The sequence below is a fragment of the Acinetobacter sp. YH12043 genome (assembly GCF_013419915.1).
Lineage (GTDB): Bacteria > Pseudomonadota > Gammaproteobacteria > Pseudomonadales > Moraxellaceae > Acinetobacter.
Genome location: NZ_VOZD01000001.1, coordinates 26,046 through 41,316 on the forward strand (window position 1 = coordinate 26,046; position 15,271 = coordinate 41,316).

General features: G+C 43.9%; 18 protein-coding genes and 2 tRNA genes. 13 read left to right on the plus strand and 7 right to left on the minus strand.

The window, feature by feature from the left end; all coding sequences use genetic code 11:
- Positions 1-234 precede the first annotated feature (234 nt).
- Both FTU01_RS00120 and FTU01_RS00125 read left to right on the plus strand, forming a co-directional pair.
- Positions 235-1,332: a DNA/RNA non-specific endonuclease gene (locus tag FTU01_RS00120; RefSeq protein ID WP_180137729.1), complete on the plus strand. Its 1,098-nt coding sequence runs from the start codon at positions 235-237 to the stop codon at positions 1,330-1,332.
- A gap of 85 nt (positions 1,333-1,417) precedes the next feature.
- Positions 1,418-1,663, plus strand: coding sequence for a hypothetical protein (locus tag FTU01_RS00125; protein ID WP_004781584.1), 246 nt, complete (start codon positions 1,418-1,420; stop codon positions 1,661-1,663).
- 72 nt (positions 1,664-1,735) lie between these two features.
- Here FTU01_RS00125 and FTU01_RS00130 read toward each other — a convergent pair whose 3' ends face one another.
- Positions 1,736-2,806, minus strand: a complete 1,071-nt coding sequence (locus tag FTU01_RS00130; RefSeq protein WP_180137731.1) for an AraC family transcriptional regulator — start codon at positions 2,804-2,806, stop codon at positions 1,736-1,738.
- A 108-nt stretch (positions 2,807-2,914) separates the two neighbouring features.
- On the opposite strand from FTU01_RS00130, the gene FTU01_RS00135 reads away from it, so the two are divergent.
- A complete protein-coding gene (locus FTU01_RS00135; RefSeq protein ID WP_179991945.1) occupies positions 2,915-3,508 on the plus strand; it encodes a hypothetical protein in 594 nt (197 codons plus the stop codon).
- A gap of 338 nt (positions 3,509-3,846) precedes the next feature.
- Here the strand turns inward: FTU01_RS00135 and hisF are convergent, their stop codons facing one another.
- Complete coding sequence (gene hisF / locus FTU01_RS00140; RefSeq protein ID WP_004781588.1) at positions 3,847-4,605, minus strand: imidazole glycerol phosphate synthase subunit HisF; 759 nt, start codon at positions 4,603-4,605, stop codon at positions 3,847-3,849.
- A gap of 113 nt (positions 4,606-4,718) precedes the next feature.
- On the opposite strand from hisF, the gene FTU01_RS00145 reads away from it, so the two are divergent.
- The 3 genes from FTU01_RS00145 to FTU01_RS00155 are packed head-to-tail and all read left to right on the plus strand — an operon-like array spanning position 4,719 to position 6,735.
- On the plus strand, positions 4,719-5,666 hold the full coding sequence (locus tag FTU01_RS00145) for a homoserine kinase (protein ID WP_159123715.1): 948 nt from the start codon (positions 4,719-4,721) through the stop codon (positions 5,664-5,666).
- 26 nt (positions 5,667-5,692) lie between these two features.
- Positions 5,693-6,319 carry a DUF1294 domain-containing protein gene (locus tag FTU01_RS00150; protein WP_034170207.1) on the plus strand — a complete coding sequence of 209 codons (627 nt, stop codon included), beginning with the start codon at positions 5,693-5,695 and terminating at the stop codon, positions 6,317-6,319.
- A 20-nt stretch (positions 6,320-6,339) separates the two neighbouring features.
- Complete coding sequence (locus tag FTU01_RS00155) at positions 6,340-6,735, plus strand: hypothetical protein (RefSeq protein WP_004781593.1); 396 nt, start codon at positions 6,340-6,342, stop codon at positions 6,733-6,735.
- Positions 6,736-6,796: 61 nt separating this feature from the next.
- On the opposite strand, the gene FTU01_RS00160 is transcribed toward FTU01_RS00155, so the two are convergent.
- From FTU01_RS00160 to hisB, 5 genes are all read right to left on the minus strand, one after another.
- A complete protein-coding gene (locus FTU01_RS00160) occupies positions 6,797-7,726 on the minus strand; it encodes a DMT family transporter (protein ID WP_180137734.1) in 930 nt (309 codons plus the stop codon).
- A 70-nt stretch (positions 7,727-7,796) separates the two neighbouring features.
- Complete coding sequence (hisA, locus tag FTU01_RS00165; RefSeq protein ID WP_005232592.1) at positions 7,797-8,531, minus strand: 1-(5-phosphoribosyl)-5-[(5-phosphoribosylamino)methylideneamino]imidazole-4-carboxamide isomerase; 735 nt, start codon at positions 8,529-8,531, stop codon at positions 7,797-7,799.
- Positions 8,532-8,753: 222 nt separating this feature from the next.
- Positions 8,754-9,416 (minus strand): 3'-5' exonuclease, encoded by a 663-nt coding sequence (locus FTU01_RS00170; protein ID WP_180034195.1) that lies wholly within the window; start codon positions 9,414-9,416, stop codon positions 8,754-8,756.
- A 151-nt stretch (positions 9,417-9,567) separates the two neighbouring features.
- Positions 9,568-10,185, minus strand: a complete 618-nt coding sequence (hisH, locus tag FTU01_RS00175) for an imidazole glycerol phosphate synthase subunit HisH (RefSeq protein ID WP_004781601.1) — start codon at positions 10,183-10,185, stop codon at positions 9,568-9,570.
- Positions 10,185-10,778, minus strand: coding sequence for an imidazoleglycerol-phosphate dehydratase HisB (gene hisB, locus FTU01_RS00180; RefSeq protein WP_005232589.1), 594 nt, complete (start codon positions 10,776-10,778; stop codon positions 10,185-10,187). The genes hisH and hisB overlap by 1 nt, the downstream gene beginning before the upstream one ends.
- Positions 10,779-10,874: 96 nt before the next feature.
- Here hisB and FTU01_RS00185 point away from each other — a divergent pair, with 96 nt between their 5' ends.
- The 7 genes from FTU01_RS00185 (at position 10,875) to tehB (ending at position 15,239) form a co-directional block, all read left to right on the plus strand.
- Positions 10,875-11,252 (plus strand): GNAT family N-acetyltransferase, encoded by a 378-nt coding sequence (locus FTU01_RS00185; RefSeq protein WP_004781604.1) that lies wholly within the window; start codon positions 10,875-10,877, stop codon positions 11,250-11,252.
- A 192-nt stretch (positions 11,253-11,444) separates the two neighbouring features.
- Positions 11,445-11,520: transfer RNA gene (locus FTU01_RS00190), tRNA-Phe, on the plus strand.
- A 137-nt stretch (positions 11,521-11,657) separates the two neighbouring features.
- Positions 11,658-11,733: transfer RNA gene (locus FTU01_RS00195), tRNA-Phe, on the plus strand.
- A 208-nt stretch (positions 11,734-11,941) separates the two neighbouring features.
- Positions 11,942-12,463 (plus strand): hypothetical protein, encoded by a 522-nt coding sequence (locus FTU01_RS00200; RefSeq protein WP_166136839.1) that lies wholly within the window; start codon positions 11,942-11,944, stop codon positions 12,461-12,463.
- 228 nt (positions 12,464-12,691) lie between these two features.
- Positions 12,692-13,192: a hypothetical protein gene (locus FTU01_RS00205; protein WP_180052765.1), complete on the plus strand. Its 501-nt coding sequence runs from the start codon at positions 12,692-12,694 to the stop codon at positions 13,190-13,192.
- A gap of 241 nt (positions 13,193-13,433) precedes the next feature.
- Positions 13,434-14,183 carry a hypothetical protein gene (locus FTU01_RS00210; RefSeq protein WP_159123719.1) on the plus strand — a complete coding sequence of 250 codons (750 nt, stop codon included), beginning with the start codon at positions 13,434-13,436 and terminating at the stop codon, positions 14,181-14,183.
- A gap of 189 nt (positions 14,184-14,372) precedes the next feature.
- A complete protein-coding gene (gene tehB / locus FTU01_RS00215) occupies positions 14,373-15,239 on the plus strand; it encodes an SAM-dependent methyltransferase TehB (RefSeq protein WP_180137736.1) in 867 nt (288 codons plus the stop codon).
- The last annotated feature ends 32 nt before the right edge of the window (positions 15,240-15,271 follow it).

Here is a 15,271-nt window from a genome sequence, read left to right on the forward strand (position 1 = left end):
TTTGAGTAGTCAAATAGCTTTGCACACTCAAGACGAGGTCACAATCAAAGCTACTTAAAGGTTAAAAAACCGCGCTGAAAGCTCACTAAAAAAACGACACTTTGTTACAAGATTTAAGAATATAGGGGTAGATTGTGTAATTATTAGGCAAATAAAGAGGGTAAGATATACTTCATATACATGGCTTGTTAAGCTCGCAAAATCCCCGATTTTGATCTTAAAAGCACGTGTAGCATGGCAAAGAAGCAGCGTAAGTCGAAGAATTCAGTTTTTCAGTTTTTTAATGAAAATAGCGTGAAAGTGATCCTGGCAATGGTCGCTTCCGGGAGTTTTGCGATTGCGTTTGGCCAGGAAAAAATCAGTCAGTGGATTTCTTTGCCGTCTACATCGAATTCGAGCTGTCTGGAACAGTTTTACCGGGACATCCCGCCTTACTTAATGAAAGACAGCCTGAAAAAAGACAGTTATTCACTGTGTTTTAATGGCTTTAATGTGGGTTATTCTGGGGTATCCAAAACGCCACTTTGGGTGGCGGAGGCCTTAACACCGAAGCGTCTGAGCCAGAAAATTCCACGTGAAGACAACTTCCATGAAGAAACACGACTAAATGCTGCTCATCGTGCGACTTTGGCTGACTACCGTGGTTCAGGCTATGACCGTGGCCATATGGCGCCAAATGCAGATATGCAAAATAAAGCTTCACAGTCTGACAGTTTCTCGCTGGCCAATATGGTCCCGCAGGCACCAAAGAACAATCAGCAGGTTTGGCGTGAGCTGGAAGAAGCAACCCGTGCCATTGTGACCAAGCAGAAGCAGGACGTATATGTAGTGACCGGGCCGGTCTTTGCTGCCAAAAAGCTGAAAACTATTGGCAAGGGTGTAATTGTACCAACTGCCGTGTATAAAGCGATCTACATGCCGAAAACTGGTGCCATTGGTGCCTACTATGCACCTAATGATAATTCGCTCAAGGTTCGCATTGTCAGTGTCTGCTATCTGGAAGAGCAGCTTGGCATTAACCTGTTTCCTCAGTTAACTGAAGAACAGAAACGCAATACCTATCATCTGCCACTGACTGCAAATGCTGTGAAGGCCAACCAGAAAATTGCCTATTCGAATTGGGATGCAGAAAGCCAGTGTGCTGAAGATGTGCCGAAAGAAGATCTGGAAAAACTGCAGCGTGAGTTCAAACCGTCGGCTTCAAGTTCGGCCAGTACAAGCAATACCAGCTCATCAGTTAATAAGAGCGGGATCGATCATGATACTCAGGATACGATTGTTAAACAGCTGATTGAGGCCTTGTTGCAATACATCCTGCAGCTGCTGAAATAGTGAAAAGGAGCTTGCTGTAAAAAGCAGGCTTCAGGTAGCATGCTGAAGACAGGTGAGTAAAAATAATAAAACAGAGTAGAAATTAATGTTTAAAGCATTTGAAAATGGAACCGAATCGCATGCGATTCATGATCTGACAGTTGAGAATGATCTGGACTGTGTCAGTCTGTATGGCAATCTGCAAATTACTAAAGACCAGGCTGGTCTCAAGGCGGCCAAAGTTTTGCAGGCACTGTTAAATGATATTGTGCAGCAGCTCGAAGAAACACCGGATCTGCCAGAAAAAATTGAACGCAATGATGCAGATGAAATTGAAAATCCATTTTTATAGAAATTTCTTAATCACTATTCTGGCTAGAAAAAAGCTCCTTTGATGAGGAGCTTTTTTATTTTATTCAAACTTTTAAATCTGATATGGGACATTAATCTCTGCGGTAGCAGGATAGTCCAGAAATTTTTCCTGCACCTGGGTTTTTAGATATTCTGAGCGCCATTGTTGTGGTGTTTGAGCCGTCCACTGCTTGAAGGCACGCTGAAATGCGCTCTGCTCAGAATAGCCAAGCAGCATGCTGATTTCCTGCAGACTCAGATGAGGGTCTTTCAGATATTGCATGGCCATCATGCAGCGGATTTCCTGCATACGCTGCTGATAGGTCTGACCCTGTTTTTGCAGGTAACGTTGTAGCTGACGTACAGAAAAATTCATCTGTTTGGCGATATGTTCAATCTGGAACATATTTTTCTGCAGACCCACCAGAATCGCCTGTTGCAAGCGCTGATCAATCTGGGTGGAGTTCGGAAGTTTTTCCAGCACCGCTTCTGCCTGTTGCATCAGTAATTTCTGTAAGGTCTGATCGCCTTTCTTTAAAGGCGTAGACATTTCACTCACAGGAATCAGTACCTGGTTTCTGGCCTGACCAAAACGGACCTTGCAGCGGAAATACTGTTCATAGACCGCAATATTTTTATTGACCGGATGTTGAAAATGGACTTCATGCAGATGCAGTTGATGCTGGTCAAGAATGCTTGAGCGAATAAATTCTGTCATGAGCGCGATAGCAATCTCATCTGTGAGTTGCGTACTCACTTTAAACGGAATCTCGCTCCAGGAAATGGACAGGTAATCTCGATCCAGACTGACCTGTAAAGGACTGCCATCATAGATCAGGCGATGATAGTCATGATAACGCATAAAGGCTTCGCCCAGCGTTTCACTGGATAATGCCAGATAGCCAATAATACCCAGATGTTTGGCCTGCACCAGTTGCGCGATTTCCAGGCCGAGTGCTGGCCGCTGCAACTCCTGATCCAGCTGGCTGAGCAGATCGCGCCAGAGAATATAATCAAAACGCTCCAGGTTCTGGATCGCAAATAATTTCTTGGGGATGTCCAGTTGTTTGAGCTGGTAATAGTCCAAAAGCAAATGTCCTAAACCACCATATACCGAACCGACATAATCTTGGGGAACGTGCATTTTTTAATTCTTTTGTTCTGTCGTTTTTTGTCAATGATATTGAAATTATCGGTCAATATCTAGCCCTTTGTTTGACCTATAGTGTAAACAAACAGGGAGGAAAAGATCATGTGGAAAGGCTTTCTAGCAGGACTGGTCGTAGCCAATGGCTTTGAATGGTTTGCGCATAAATATGTGCTGCATGGTACGCATCGGGCAGGGCAGACGCGTTATAGCCCAGTGCCGGACAGCATGCGTTCACATTGGGAACATCATCGTGAAGTTCGCAAGACCAGATTTTCTGATTATGCCTATGTGGAAGGTTTGAAAAACTGGCGAATCCGCAATGAAATCGGTTCACTGGCCGTCGCAGCAAGCGTATTCGGGCTGGCTTTTTATCCCTTGTCCAAAGGTATGTTTTTGGCCACGCTGTATAGTGCAGGCAATTATTTCTATATGCATCGGCGAGCACATCTGGAGCCAGAATGGGCCAGAAAAAAAATTCCCTGGCATTATGATCACCATATGAATAGTAACCAAGACGCCAACTGGTGTGTAACCAAGCCCTGGTTTGATTATTTGATGGGAACCCGGGTGATTTCCTCAGCAGATTTACAGGAAAAAAATCCCCTTGGTATTGTCTTGCCGGAACAGATCTCTATGCGCTTAACCCACTTAACCCAGCGTTATTTCCCGGCTAAATGGGCTAAAGATCGTGATTAAATAACTTAAATTTCGAGTAATCTGCCACATAAAATGTTAACCATTTCTCACTTTGGTTAACCCTGTCGTGATTTGTCAATAAATTCTGCATATATTGTCAATATTGCGCTCAGGATTTCACCTATATTTGCGTCTGTTGATGATTGAAAGTCTTATCAACCTGCATACAGATTGAGTTATATTGTAAATGTCAAAGATACCAAGTGCTGTAGTTCTTCTTGGTTTTTATAGGGAGTCGCAAGACTCCTTTTTTTTGTCCAGAATTTAAATGATTTCTAAGAATAATGCATAAAAAAAGAGCGTGATATTCACGCTCTTTTTCATTTGAAGGCTGTCGTTTAAAGACGCATTTCAATACCTTGAGCAGCTAGATAAGCCTTGGCCTCAGGAATGGTATGCTGGCCAAAGTGGAAAATAGAGGCGGCAAGTACTGCATCAGCACCACCATGGATAATCCCGTCAGCCAGATGCTGCAAGTTGCCTACGCCACCAGAGGCAATCGTTGGTACAGTGACGCGGTCATTGATAGCACGCATGAGTGGAATGTCATAACCTGCTTTGGTGCCATCGGCATCCATAGAGGTAATTAACAGTTCGCCTGCGCCGTAGCTGGCCATTTTTTCTGCCCATTCCAGGGCATCAATGCCGGTCGGTTTGCGTCCGCCGTGGGTAAAGATTTCCCATTTATTCTCGCCAGTTTTTTTGGCATCAATCGCTACCACGATACATTGCGCGCCAAAACGCTGTGAGGCTTCCTGTACAAACTCAGGGTTGAAGACGGCTGCCGAGTTGATGCTGACTTTATCCGCACCTGCATTTAATAGTAGACGAATATCTTCGACTTTACGCACGCCACCGCCTACGGTAAGCGGTACGAATACAGATTCAGCCATACGCTCAACGGTACGGTAAGTGGTGTCGCGTCCATGATGTGTAGCGGTAATATCAAGGAAAGTAATTTCATCGGCACCTTGTTCATTATAACGGCGTGCCACTTCTACCGGGTCACCCGCATCACGAATATCAAGGAACTGAACACCCTTGACTACGCGACCGTTGTCGACATCCAGACAAGGAATAATACGTTTAGCTAGCATAAATTTTTCCAATTATTACAGCCGATTATGAAACTCACCCACGCAAGCGCTACACCTTGGTAGATGGAAACGGTATTCTAGCAAAAATATGTAAGTTTTTTCGCAGGTTTTCTATGTCGGTTTATACCACTTTGACTTTAAAGGAAGTTCAGGATTTCGCAGCACCTTATGGACTTGAGGTGATTGATCTGATTCCCATTCAAGGAGGTATCCAGAATACGAACTATTTTCTGGTCTGCGAAAACCAGCAATATGTGCTGACCGTTTTTGAAGATATGGATGAACAGGCCGCCGGAGAACTGGTGCCGGTCTTGCAGCATTTGGGGCAGGCAGGTCTCGCCGTACCGGTGCCTTTATCCCACTCAAGCAAAGCCATTCACACACTAAAAAATAAACCGGCACAAATTGCGCCACGCATGATGGGCGAGCATCCAATGCCATCTACCGTCGCGCAGGCGGAAGCGATTGCCATTGCTCAGGCCAAAATGCATGTCGCACTGAAAGATTTTAAACTTGAGCGCGCCTTTGTCCGTGACCATGCCTACTGGTATAACGTAGCACAGGAAATTAAACCGAGTCTGAACGCAGCAGATAAAGTCTTACTGGGTAAACTTCTGGGCCTGTATGAAGCTTTAACCGCAGTATATCCGGATCGTCCACGTGGCTTTATCCATTCGGATCTGTTCCGTGACAATACCCTGTTTGAGGGTGACCAACTGAAAGGTATTCTGGACTTTTACGAGCTGAATAAAGATGAATTCCTGTTTGATATTGCAATTACTTTAAATGACTTCTGTACCAATTATCCGGAAGTTACTTTAAATGAAGAAAAGGCCAATGCCTTTTTAAAAGCCTATGAAACTGTGCGTCCATTGACTGAGGATGAAAAATCATGTCTGGAGCTTTACCTGGCAATGGCTGCGGGCCGTTTCTGGATGATGCGTTTACAGGTGGCACAGAAAAATGCTGCTGAAGGCCGCACCGGTGAAGATATTCTGCAAAAAAATCCGGAAGAGATGCGTAACATGCTGATTGAACGTTTAAAATTTGTGACAGCTTAAATTAAAAATAAACAGGAACAGGCAAAATGCGCGATCAGGGACGTTTGGTAGAATGGTTTGATGACAAAGGCTATGGCTTTATTCAGCCCAATGATCCGGCCAAAGATCGCGTGTTTTTGCATATCAAAGATTTTGCCCGTCCCGGTCCACGGCCAATTGTTGGTTGTGCGCTAGATTATCTGGTGATTCTAGATGAGCAGGGACGTTATCGTGCCCAGCAGGTTATGTACCTGAAAGCATCACAAACCAAAACGGCAAAAACAAAAACTAAAACATCAGGCCGAAGCCAGCCAGAAAAACTACAGCCGATGCAGGTTGCTTCTGTGGCCTATATTTTGGTACTGGCAGGACTCAGTTTAGCCGGATTGTTGAGTGGAATGATCCTGTTACTGGTGAGCCTGATGAATGTCCTCAGTTACTGGCTATATGCCCAGGATAAGGAAGCGGCACAACTGGGCAATCGCCGTATTCCTGAAAACACCCTGCATTTGGTAGCTTTTCTAGGAGGATGGCCGGCAGCCTGGCTGGCACAGCAAAAATTACGTCATAAAACACAAAAACAACCCTTCCGGCAAATTTATTTTTGTACTATAGCTTTTAACATCATTTTGATTATATGGCTGATTTCTCCCTTTAACAGCCTGAATATCTAGAAACAACCACAGGAGCGTAGATGAACTATTCAATTGATAAAGACTCAAATCGCACGCTAACCCTGATTCTTTATATCTTATATATCGTGGCCATTTTTAGTGGTGGCTTGCTGGCAGTGATTGCACTGATTATTAACTATGTGAAGCGCTCGGATGTACGAGGTTCGATTTTTGAAAGTCACTTTACCTGGCAAATCCGCAGTTTCTGGTGGTATCTGTTCTGGAATATTGTAGCCTTTGTGCCATTCCTATTCCTGTTCTTTACCCATGAAGATCCGGACCTGTTTGCAGGCGTCGCTTTTGGCGCATCAACTTTCTGTCTGGTTGTGGTCTTTGTTTCCTGGATCTGGATTGTCTATCGCGCGATTCGCGGCATTATGCGTCTGAATGACAATCGACCGATGTATACCAAATAAGATTAGCTATATTTCTCTAGATAAAAAACTCCCCCTTTTCTAAGAGGGGGAGCTCATAAGCTTAGGAAAGATCTTCCTTCAACTCTTCTATTTTTTCTTTTCTGAAAAATTTTGGTTTCCATTCGCTGGCAATTACTCCAAGTACGACCATTAAGCCTCCCATAAGTGCTAAAGCAGGTAAGCGTTCTCCCGCCATATGTCCAAATAAACTTGCCCAGATCGGTTCACCGGCATAAATGATCGCAGCTTGAGAAGGATCTACCATTTCCTGTGCCCAGTTCATCACCAGCTGAATACAGGCACTGGCAATACCGAGACCGACCAAAATACCTGCCAGATGCCAGTGGAAGCCAGGTAACTGAGATTCACCCAGTATCGGTGCCATCAGAAAACAAAATAGCGAGGCAAAAATGAGTTGTAACACGGTGACACGCCGGGTATTCACCTTCGGAGCAAAATGACTGATAAAAATAATCTCAAGCGCAATGGCAATCGAGCCGAGCAAAGTCAGCGCCTGACCAAAATTCAGCTGGATGGCACCAAAGCCATTACCGGTTAAAAAGACCAAGCCAAGAAAGGCAAACAGGGCACCGACCCAGGTCATGAAATATGGTTTTTTACGGAACAGTAGCCACAGCAGTAGAGGCACTAAGGGAACATACAGCGCAGTCAGAAAGGCCGATTCACTGCTACTAATCGTTTGCAAGCCCACCGTTTGGGTTCCATAACCGATTGCAATTACAGCCCCGATGATGGCACCCGCTGCCACTTCTTTAAGTGTCATGCCTTTCAAGTGCTTCAGGGACAGCATAGTTACGGCAATTGCCGCTGCTGCAAAACGTAATCCGACAAAGATCACCGGACTACTAAAATTCAGGCCATATTGTACAGTGATAAAACTGCCGCCCCAGATAATCGTAATCAGGATCAGAGCAAATTGAGGAACTTTCATCCTCCAGGTAGAGGGATTTTGGGAAACAGGTGTCGACATGGGAGAGAGGATCAAAAAATTGAACAATAAAAAAAAAGAGGTCCACAGACCTCTTTTTCAGCAGACGCTATTATAGCGCTTCTTGTTCATCCAGCAATAATTGTGCTTCACGTAGATTTAAAGTGCCTTCATAGATCGCACGACCGGTAATCGCACCTAAAATGCCAGGCTGATCTTTCAGATTACGCACGTCATCCATATTGGTTACACCACCTGAAGCAATTACAGGCAGACCTGAATATTGTGCCAGATGTACAGTTTGCTCAATGTTGACACCCTGCATCATGCCATCACGGGCAATATCGGTATAAACAATACTAGACACGCCTGCATCCGCAAAACGTTTTGCCAGATCAGTCGCTTTTACATCAGTCACATTCGCCCAGCCATCGGTTGCCACCATGCCGTTCATGGCATCGATACCCACAATAATGTGGCCTGCAAATTTTTTGCATGCTTCTTCTACAAATTCAGGATTTTGTACTGCTTTTGTACCAATAATCACAAAAGATACGCCTGCTTCCAGATAATGCTCGATAGTTTCCAGCGAGCGGATCCCGCCACCAATCTGGATAGGCAATTCTGGCTGTGATTTGGCAATGGCTTCTACCACTGGCTTATGAATCGGTGTACCTGCGAAAGCACCATTTAAATCTACTAAATGCAAGCGGCGAGCGCCTTCATTTACCCAATGCTGTGCTGTTGCCACCGGATCGTCAGAAAATACGGTATCGTCTTCCATACGACCTTGTTTTAAACGGACACATTTGCCATCTTTCAGGTCAATTGCAGGGATGATCAGCATGCTTTCGCTCCTTGCTTAATCTTTAGAATGAATTTCAGTGAGTTCATCTTAGCAAATAAAGTCGAAATTTCTAACTCTTAAACGGTATGAAAAAAGAAAACCTGTCTGAAGATATGCTGGAGTGACAGGATTTTATTCTTCAATTTTTTTATTCTTTGCAATACTCCTGATGGAGTCTGATATCAAAATGATATTTCATTAGAAAACTGATCTTCTGTTTGTTCAAATTTTTGAATGCGGGCGAATTTTCAATTTTAGTGAAGTATTGGGAACTTCCTTAGGACCCAAGCCACGGTGCAGCAATTCTTCAAAGACCAGTAAAGGTGCATAGGCATCTGCAGCCGCATATTCAATCTGTGCCTGACTGAGATGTTTTTTCGCCCAGTTCGATGTCGTAACCCGTTTCGATTTAGGAAAATTCACCTGAAATAGCAAAGCCATCGCATTTTTTAATCCAAGAGGATTTTTAATGCCGAACGCACCAAAGCACTTTGACAGTTCAATCACACTATTTAGCTCAATGCCTCTTTTACGGAAGAGATGCGCATCATTTTTCAGGCCAAAACCAACTTTAATCTGGTCTCGATTGGCAAAAATCGGTTTCAGAAAATCCCAAATGGCAGCATTCATCTGAAACAGGTAGGCCTTTTCCAGAGTGGCCAGCTGAATCAGATGCGGACCAGTGGACACTTCACCAACCTTGAAGGTCGGTTTAGACTCAGTGTCCAGACCAAAGACCGCGATCTGCTCAAGTTCTTCGCGTAGAGCTTCACATTGCTGAATGCTGTTAATCACCACAATATTTTCAGGCGCGATATTTTGAAAAGGTGGAAAATTTGCTATTGCCTCTTTACTCGGCAGAATATCGTTAAGCTGGGTATCCATGATTAAAGCATCTTCCATTGATGAATATTCGGGTTGAATAGAGCATACCTTAGAGAAGGAAGCTTGGATGTGAATTATTTTTCAAAAATAAAATTTTAAGCTGTAGCCCATAAAAAAGCCCGCATGATGCGAGCTTTTTGAATGTATTGGATTAGATATTCCAATCCACAAAGTTTTTTAGCAATTGAAGGCCTGCAGTATGGCTCTTTTCAGGATGGAACTGAGTCGCAAACAGGTTATCTTTATGCAGAGCAGTACAGAAATCAATACCATAGTTACAGGTCGCTGCCACGATACTTGGATCTTGTGGTTCCACATAGTAACTGTGCACGAAATAGAAACGTGCATCCTGAGCAATGTCTTTCCACATTGGATGGCTTGGATCGGCCTGATGTACCTGGTTCCAGCCCATATGCGGCACTTTTAAACCTGCCATTTCCGGGAAGTGTTTGACTTCACCGGCAAAAATGCCCAGTGCATCCGCACCGCCATTTTCTTCGGAACGTTGCATCAGGGCCTGCATGCCGACACAGATCGCCAATACCGGTTTGTTGAACACGGCATTACGTACGACTTCATCAATTCCGGCTTCATGCATGCCTTGCATACAGTCACGCATCGCACCTACACCCGGAAAAACGATTTTGTCGGCTTGGGCGATCAGTTTTGGATCATTGGTCACATCTACCGTTGCACCGACGTGTTCAAGTGCTTTGGCTGCTGAGTGTAGATTTCCCATGCCATAGTCAAGAAGGGCAATACGGGTCATTACAAGGTACCTTTGGTTGAAGCAACAGTATTGGCAGCACGTGGATCAACTTCACATGCCATACGCAGTGCACGGGCAAATGCCTTAAATACACTTTCGATCTGGTGGTGACTGTTTTTACCTTTCAGGTTATCAATGTGTACAGTCATCAGCGAGTGGTTGACAAAGCCCTGGAAAAACTCAGAGAACAGGTCTACATCAAAACGGCCAATCATGGCGCGGGTAAATGGAATGTCCATAAACAGACCCGGACGGCCAGACAGATCCACCACGACACGGCTTAAAGATTCATCAAGCGGCGCATAGAAGTGTCCATAACGACGTAGGCCTTTTTTATCACCCAAAGCCTGAGCGAACGCTTGACCTAAGGTAATACCACAGTCTTCTACGGTATGATGGTCATCAATTTCCAGATCTCCGTCACAATGAATATCAATATCGAACAGACCATGTCGCTTGATTTGATCAATCATATGATCTAAAAATGGAATACCAGTGTTTAAAGTGCCTTGACCAGTACCATCGAGGTTCAAACGAACTCGAATTTTGGTTTCGTTGGTATTTCTTACCACTTCACTGATACGATCTGTCATAGACACGTTCCTCAAATACGTCAAAATGATTGATGTAGAAAATATTTTCGCCGTGACGACGTCACCGCATATTAGATTGCTCAGGAGGGTTTATCAATGCCTATTACCGTACATGCTTATACTTCTCTAGAAAACGACGAAGTGCGCAGCCAGCTTGAGCGACTGTATGACACTAGCCCTGAATTTAGTGATGGGGCAGATGCCATTGAACATCTAGAGCAAAACCTTGCACAGTATACCTTACTTTATACCGCAGAATTTAACACCAAAATCATCGGCGCCATCTGGTGCACGGGACAAGGCGAAAGTCGAACCCTGGAAAACATTGTGGTGCATCCGGCCAACCGTGGACGCGGGGTTGCAGAAAGGCTGGTGAGTGAGGCATGCCGCATGGAAGAGGAAAAAGGAGTAAAAGCATTTGTACCGGGATGCGGAGCCATTCACCGCTGTCTGGCAAATCTTGAAAAAATTTAGATACAGATAATTTCAAGCAGCCTTCGGGCTGCTTTTTTTGTAAATACCAGATTCAATTTGTTTTATTAGTCAGGTATTTGCTGAAAATATTGCTGTATAAATACGCAAATCGATGGAAAAGTAAACATTTGATGATTTTTATACGTTATGTACTTGACGATTAAGAGCTGAAACTGTTTAATACGCGACATCGGCGTGATAGCTCAGTTGGTAGAGCAACGGATTGAAAATCCGTGTGTCCCCAGTTCGATCCTGGGTCTCGCCACCATATTCAAAACGATTTTAAAGTTTTCAATCCCTGATCCCATCAGGGATTTTTTTTAGGCCAAAATTCAGACACTCAATCTTTTTTTTTCATAATTTCGATTGACTAATGTGTCTAGATACGGCTTAATACACCGCATCGGCGTGATAGCTCAGTTGGTAGAGCAACGGATTGAAAATCCGTGTGTCCCCAGTTCGATCCTGGGTCTCGCCACCATATTCGAAAAAACCTCAAACATTGTTTGAGGTTTTTTTTCGCCTGTGATTTTTGATTCAGCCTAAGAATTAACTTGTTTTGCCATTCATCTGAGCAAGAATGAGTTCTCTAAATAATCAAGGTAATCTAATAGATAATTAAATTAAATACAGACTTTAGCAACCGATGAAGGCATTCAGGTTGTGAAATTTGAAGTAGGGGAAAGCCCATGAATAGTCTAAAAACATCTTTATTTGGGGCTCTGTTAGGTACATTTAGCATAGCAGTGCATGCGGAAGAACAGAAACCGGTGCTTACCTTGCCTACGATGACCATTATGGCGGAACCTGAAATGAGTAATGAGACTGGCTATGTTCCATTTATTGAGAATGAAGCCAATCGTCTTGCCTTACAGCATCAGGTAATCCGGGGAACCAAAGATGCAGAAAATTTCATGGTCAATCCAAATGTGCTGGCAAACCTTGATATCAAGCCGACCCAAGCTCCAGATTTGAGTTTGCTGTCACCTGCACTGCAACAGTATGTGATGACCATTGCCCAAGGCTTACAATCTGGTGATCCAACCCAAGGGCTGTATACACTGCTGGAGAATGTCGGGATCGATCGAAGCAGCAGCATGCAGCCAGGGCGTGGTCTTCAACTACAGATTAATCTGGACAAGGTAAATTTGGGCTTATTAGAAAACTACAACAATCCATCTCCTGTAGCGCAATTTCCAAGATCTCCTTAAAGGATGAGCCAGTAATGCAAATCAATCCCCATATTGGGGATTTTTGCTTTTTTAAATCTAACTTCTGAATAATTCATATTTTTTAGGAGCTTTGTTCCTGATTTGCTGGTTGGCTTTATGAGGGTGTAATGGGTCCGATTGACCGTTTATCAAACTTAACAATAAGAAGCTGTATTACTTGTAAGATTTAATCTGACGCTTTCCCTTTTCCAACCGAGGGGTAATAAGATGAATCTCCTAAAATCCATTCAAAGCTTGGGCCTGATGCTGACCTGTACTGCTTTTACTCTCCCTGTACTGAGTCATGCAGCTCCTGCTCATTCTGAAGCAACCATACTTCCCACCTTAACTGTCATGGCAGAGCCTGAAATGCGGGCTGTAACTGAAATCACGCCTTATCAGGAAGGTGCCAGCCAGCGTAAGGCTTTGCAGATGCGCCTGATGAAAATTGAACGCGATATCCAGGCTTATAGTGTCGATGGTGATGTCGTTGCAAATATTGACATGGGGGCAGCAGCGCCTAATCCAGATCTGGACAGTCTGCCTACTGTGTTCCGGGAATATGTACTGGCAGTAGCGCAAGGCTTGCAGTCCTCAGATCCAAGAAATGGAATCTATGTGATTTTGCAACCTTTTGGTATTGACCGGAATGCCACCAATGTCCAGATTGTCAGGGAGCAGTTTGATCCGAATCGGCTTGAGCTCAGTCTGCCTTTTGGTTCGCGCTAGCACACAATCCGATGGGTCAGGCTGATCAGGTCAGTCAGTTTCGGTATAGCCAGATCACGTCATGAAGAAAGGAAATCTGAAAACTTATTTCCTTTCTTCAGGCTTTTTACTGGATTCATTTTTTCAGTATTGAGGAAGCACGTTCACAAATGTGAAAAGCTCTATGTCTTGAATTATGCTGGAAAAATAAGCATAGTGTAAAAAATCAACAAGATCTGGATGACAGACCTGGAGCGTGTAGATGCCCCGTGTTTTTATGATTATCGCTGGAGTGGTACTGGCAATTTTGATCTGGTTATTTTATCAAAATTCTGTAGAGCAGAAACAGCAGGCCGATTTGCAAGAATATGAAACGGTACTGGAAGAAAAAACTGGATCTATTTTGCAACAGGCACAGGATTGGTCTAAACCGATTCAGATTGATCTGGAAGATGATCGTCTGGATGGGGATTATGCCGTGATGGCCCAATTTATTCTGGGTCAGATGCGTGATCGTGCCGAGGCTCGCAATCAGTATTTACGTGACCTCAAAGCAGCGGACTGGGATCGTTTTCTGGACATTGACCGTTTAGCCAAAGATCAAGCCCAAGACTATAAAGAAACCGAAGCCATGCTGAAGCGTGTGCATGAAATTGTCGATGGTTATGAACAGACAATTCAACAGCGGGCAACCCAGCAGTTAGAGCAGGTGAAACAGCTGGACATTAAAAACCGCTATCGTCAGCAGCTGGCAGATAATCTGAAAGCCAATCAGCAGCAGGATAATGCCCATGCAATTTTTGAAATTGAAAAACAGAGTCTGGCCAAAGCAGACCAGCTATTTCTGGTGCTGAAAAACAATAAATGGGAAAAGAAAAACCAGACCTTTATGTTCTATGAAGATGCACCCTTAAAGCAATTCAATAAGCTGTATCAGGAAATAGTGCAGCTCAATCAGCAAATGACTCAAGTGGATCAGCAGGCACTTAAAGAGGCAGAGAACAAACTCTAAGTATAAGGATCTTATGATTTCTTATCTCTAAATGACATGATGTTTTTCTGTCAGAATTAGTCTTGTTGCATTGCTTACATCAAAGATGTGCCAGTTCTCATTGGTAAGAGAACCAGCTATGCTTAAGAAAAATGAATATCCAGAAGCATGTTTGCAGACGGAAAGCGAGAATAGGGAGCACAATCTTTTATGCAACAATTGAAATGTTATAAAGAATTTCCGGTCTGGACGCAGCAAGCTATCCCACAAGGGTTCAAGCAGCCACACAATACCAAAGCAGGCACTTGGGCAAAGCTGACTGTGCTCAAAGGTGAGCTGCATTTTGCCATGCTGGATCCGTCAGGTCATGTACAGTCTGAACATGTATTTACGCCAGAGCAGCAACCGCCGTTCATTGAGCCACAGGTCTGGCATAAGATCGTTGCGGCTAGTGAAGATGCAGAATGTCAGCTGCGTTTTTACTGCAAACCTGAGGATTACTTCACTAAGAAATATCAGCTAAGCCCGACCCATTCGGAAATTCTGGCGGCTATGCCGTATTTAAAGGGTGGTCGTGCGCTGGATGTCGGTTGTGGTTCAGGCCGCAATTCGTTGTATTTGAGTCAGAACAGTTTTGAAGTCGACGCCTGGGATGTGAATGAAAATAGTCTACAGACCTTAAGACAGATCATTCAGAATGAAGAAATCGGGAATATTCAGGTTCAGCAACGGGATTTAAATCTTGACACCAGTATTCAGGGTCAATATGACTTCATTTACTGTACAGTGGTGATGATGTTCCTGCAGGCCGATACCATTCCACCACTTATTGCACAGATGCAGCAGGCGACAGTGCCGGGCGGTTATAACCTGATTGTCTGTGCGATGGATACCGATGATATTCCTGCGCAGCCTGACTTTCCATTTGCGTTTAAAACAGGAGAGTTAAGTGCGCTATATGGTGGCTGGAACATTGTGAAATACAATGAAAATGTCGGGGAGTTGCATCGGGTCGATGAGCAAGGTAATCGGATTAAGCAGCATTTTACGACGTTGTTTGCGCAAAAATTAAAATAAGTCGATGGTAATTACTTTGTTAATAAATAAAA

What these genes read in the sequence shown, in the direction of transcription:
- FTU01_RS00120 (WP_180137729.1), top strand. Translation starts at nt 235, where the DNA reads ATGGCAAAGAAGCAGCGTAAGTCGAAGAATTCAGTTTTTCAGTTTTTT.
- FTU01_RS00125 (WP_004781584.1), top strand. Translation starts at nt 1,418, where the DNA reads ATGTTTAAAGCATTTGAAAATGGAACCGAATCGCATGCGATTCATGAT.
- FTU01_RS00130 (WP_180137731.1), bottom strand. Translation starts at nt 2,806, where the DNA reads ATGCACGTTCCCCAAGATTATGTCGGTTCGGTATATGGTGGTTTAGGA.
- FTU01_RS00135 (WP_179991945.1), top strand. Translation starts at nt 2,915, where the DNA reads ATGTGGAAAGGCTTTCTAGCAGGACTGGTCGTAGCCAATGGCTTTGAA.
- hisF (WP_004781588.1), bottom strand. Translation starts at nt 4,605, where the DNA reads ATGCTAGCTAAACGTATTATTCCTTGTCTGGATGTCGACAACGGTCGC.
- FTU01_RS00145 (WP_159123715.1), top strand. Translation starts at nt 4,719, where the DNA reads ATGTCGGTTTATACCACTTTGACTTTAAAGGAAGTTCAGGATTTCGCA.
- FTU01_RS00150 (WP_034170207.1), top strand. Translation starts at nt 5,693, where the DNA reads ATGCGCGATCAGGGACGTTTGGTAGAATGGTTTGATGACAAAGGCTAT.
- FTU01_RS00155 (WP_004781593.1), top strand. Translation starts at nt 6,340, where the DNA reads ATGAACTATTCAATTGATAAAGACTCAAATCGCACGCTAACCCTGATT.
- FTU01_RS00160 (WP_180137734.1), bottom strand. Translation starts at nt 7,726, where the DNA reads ATGTCGACACCTGTTTCCCAAAATCCCTCTACCTGGAGGATGAAAGTT.
- hisA (WP_005232592.1), bottom strand. Translation starts at nt 8,531, where the DNA reads ATGCTGATCATCCCTGCAATTGACCTGAAAGATGGCAAATGTGTCCGT.
- FTU01_RS00170 (WP_180034195.1), bottom strand. Translation starts at nt 9,416, where the DNA reads ATGGATACCCAGCTTAACGATATTCTGCCGAGTAAAGAGGCAATAGCA.
- hisH (WP_004781601.1), bottom strand. Translation starts at nt 10,185, where the DNA reads ATGACCCGTATTGCCCTTCTTGACTATGGCATGGGAAATCTACACTCA.
- hisB (WP_005232589.1), bottom strand. Translation starts at nt 10,778, where the DNA reads ATGACAGATCGTATCAGTGAAGTGGTAAGAAATACCAACGAAACCAAA.
- FTU01_RS00185 (WP_004781604.1), top strand. Translation starts at nt 10,875, where the DNA reads ATGCCTATTACCGTACATGCTTATACTTCTCTAGAAAACGACGAAGTG.
- FTU01_RS00200 (WP_166136839.1), top strand. Translation starts at nt 11,942, where the DNA reads ATGAATAGTCTAAAAACATCTTTATTTGGGGCTCTGTTAGGTACATTT.
- FTU01_RS00205 (WP_180052765.1), top strand. Translation starts at nt 12,692, where the DNA reads ATGAATCTCCTAAAATCCATTCAAAGCTTGGGCCTGATGCTGACCTGT.
- FTU01_RS00210 (WP_159123719.1), top strand. Translation starts at nt 13,434, where the DNA reads ATGCCCCGTGTTTTTATGATTATCGCTGGAGTGGTACTGGCAATTTTG.
- tehB (WP_180137736.1), top strand. Translation starts at nt 14,373, where the DNA reads ATGCAACAATTGAAATGTTATAAAGAATTTCCGGTCTGGACGCAGCAA.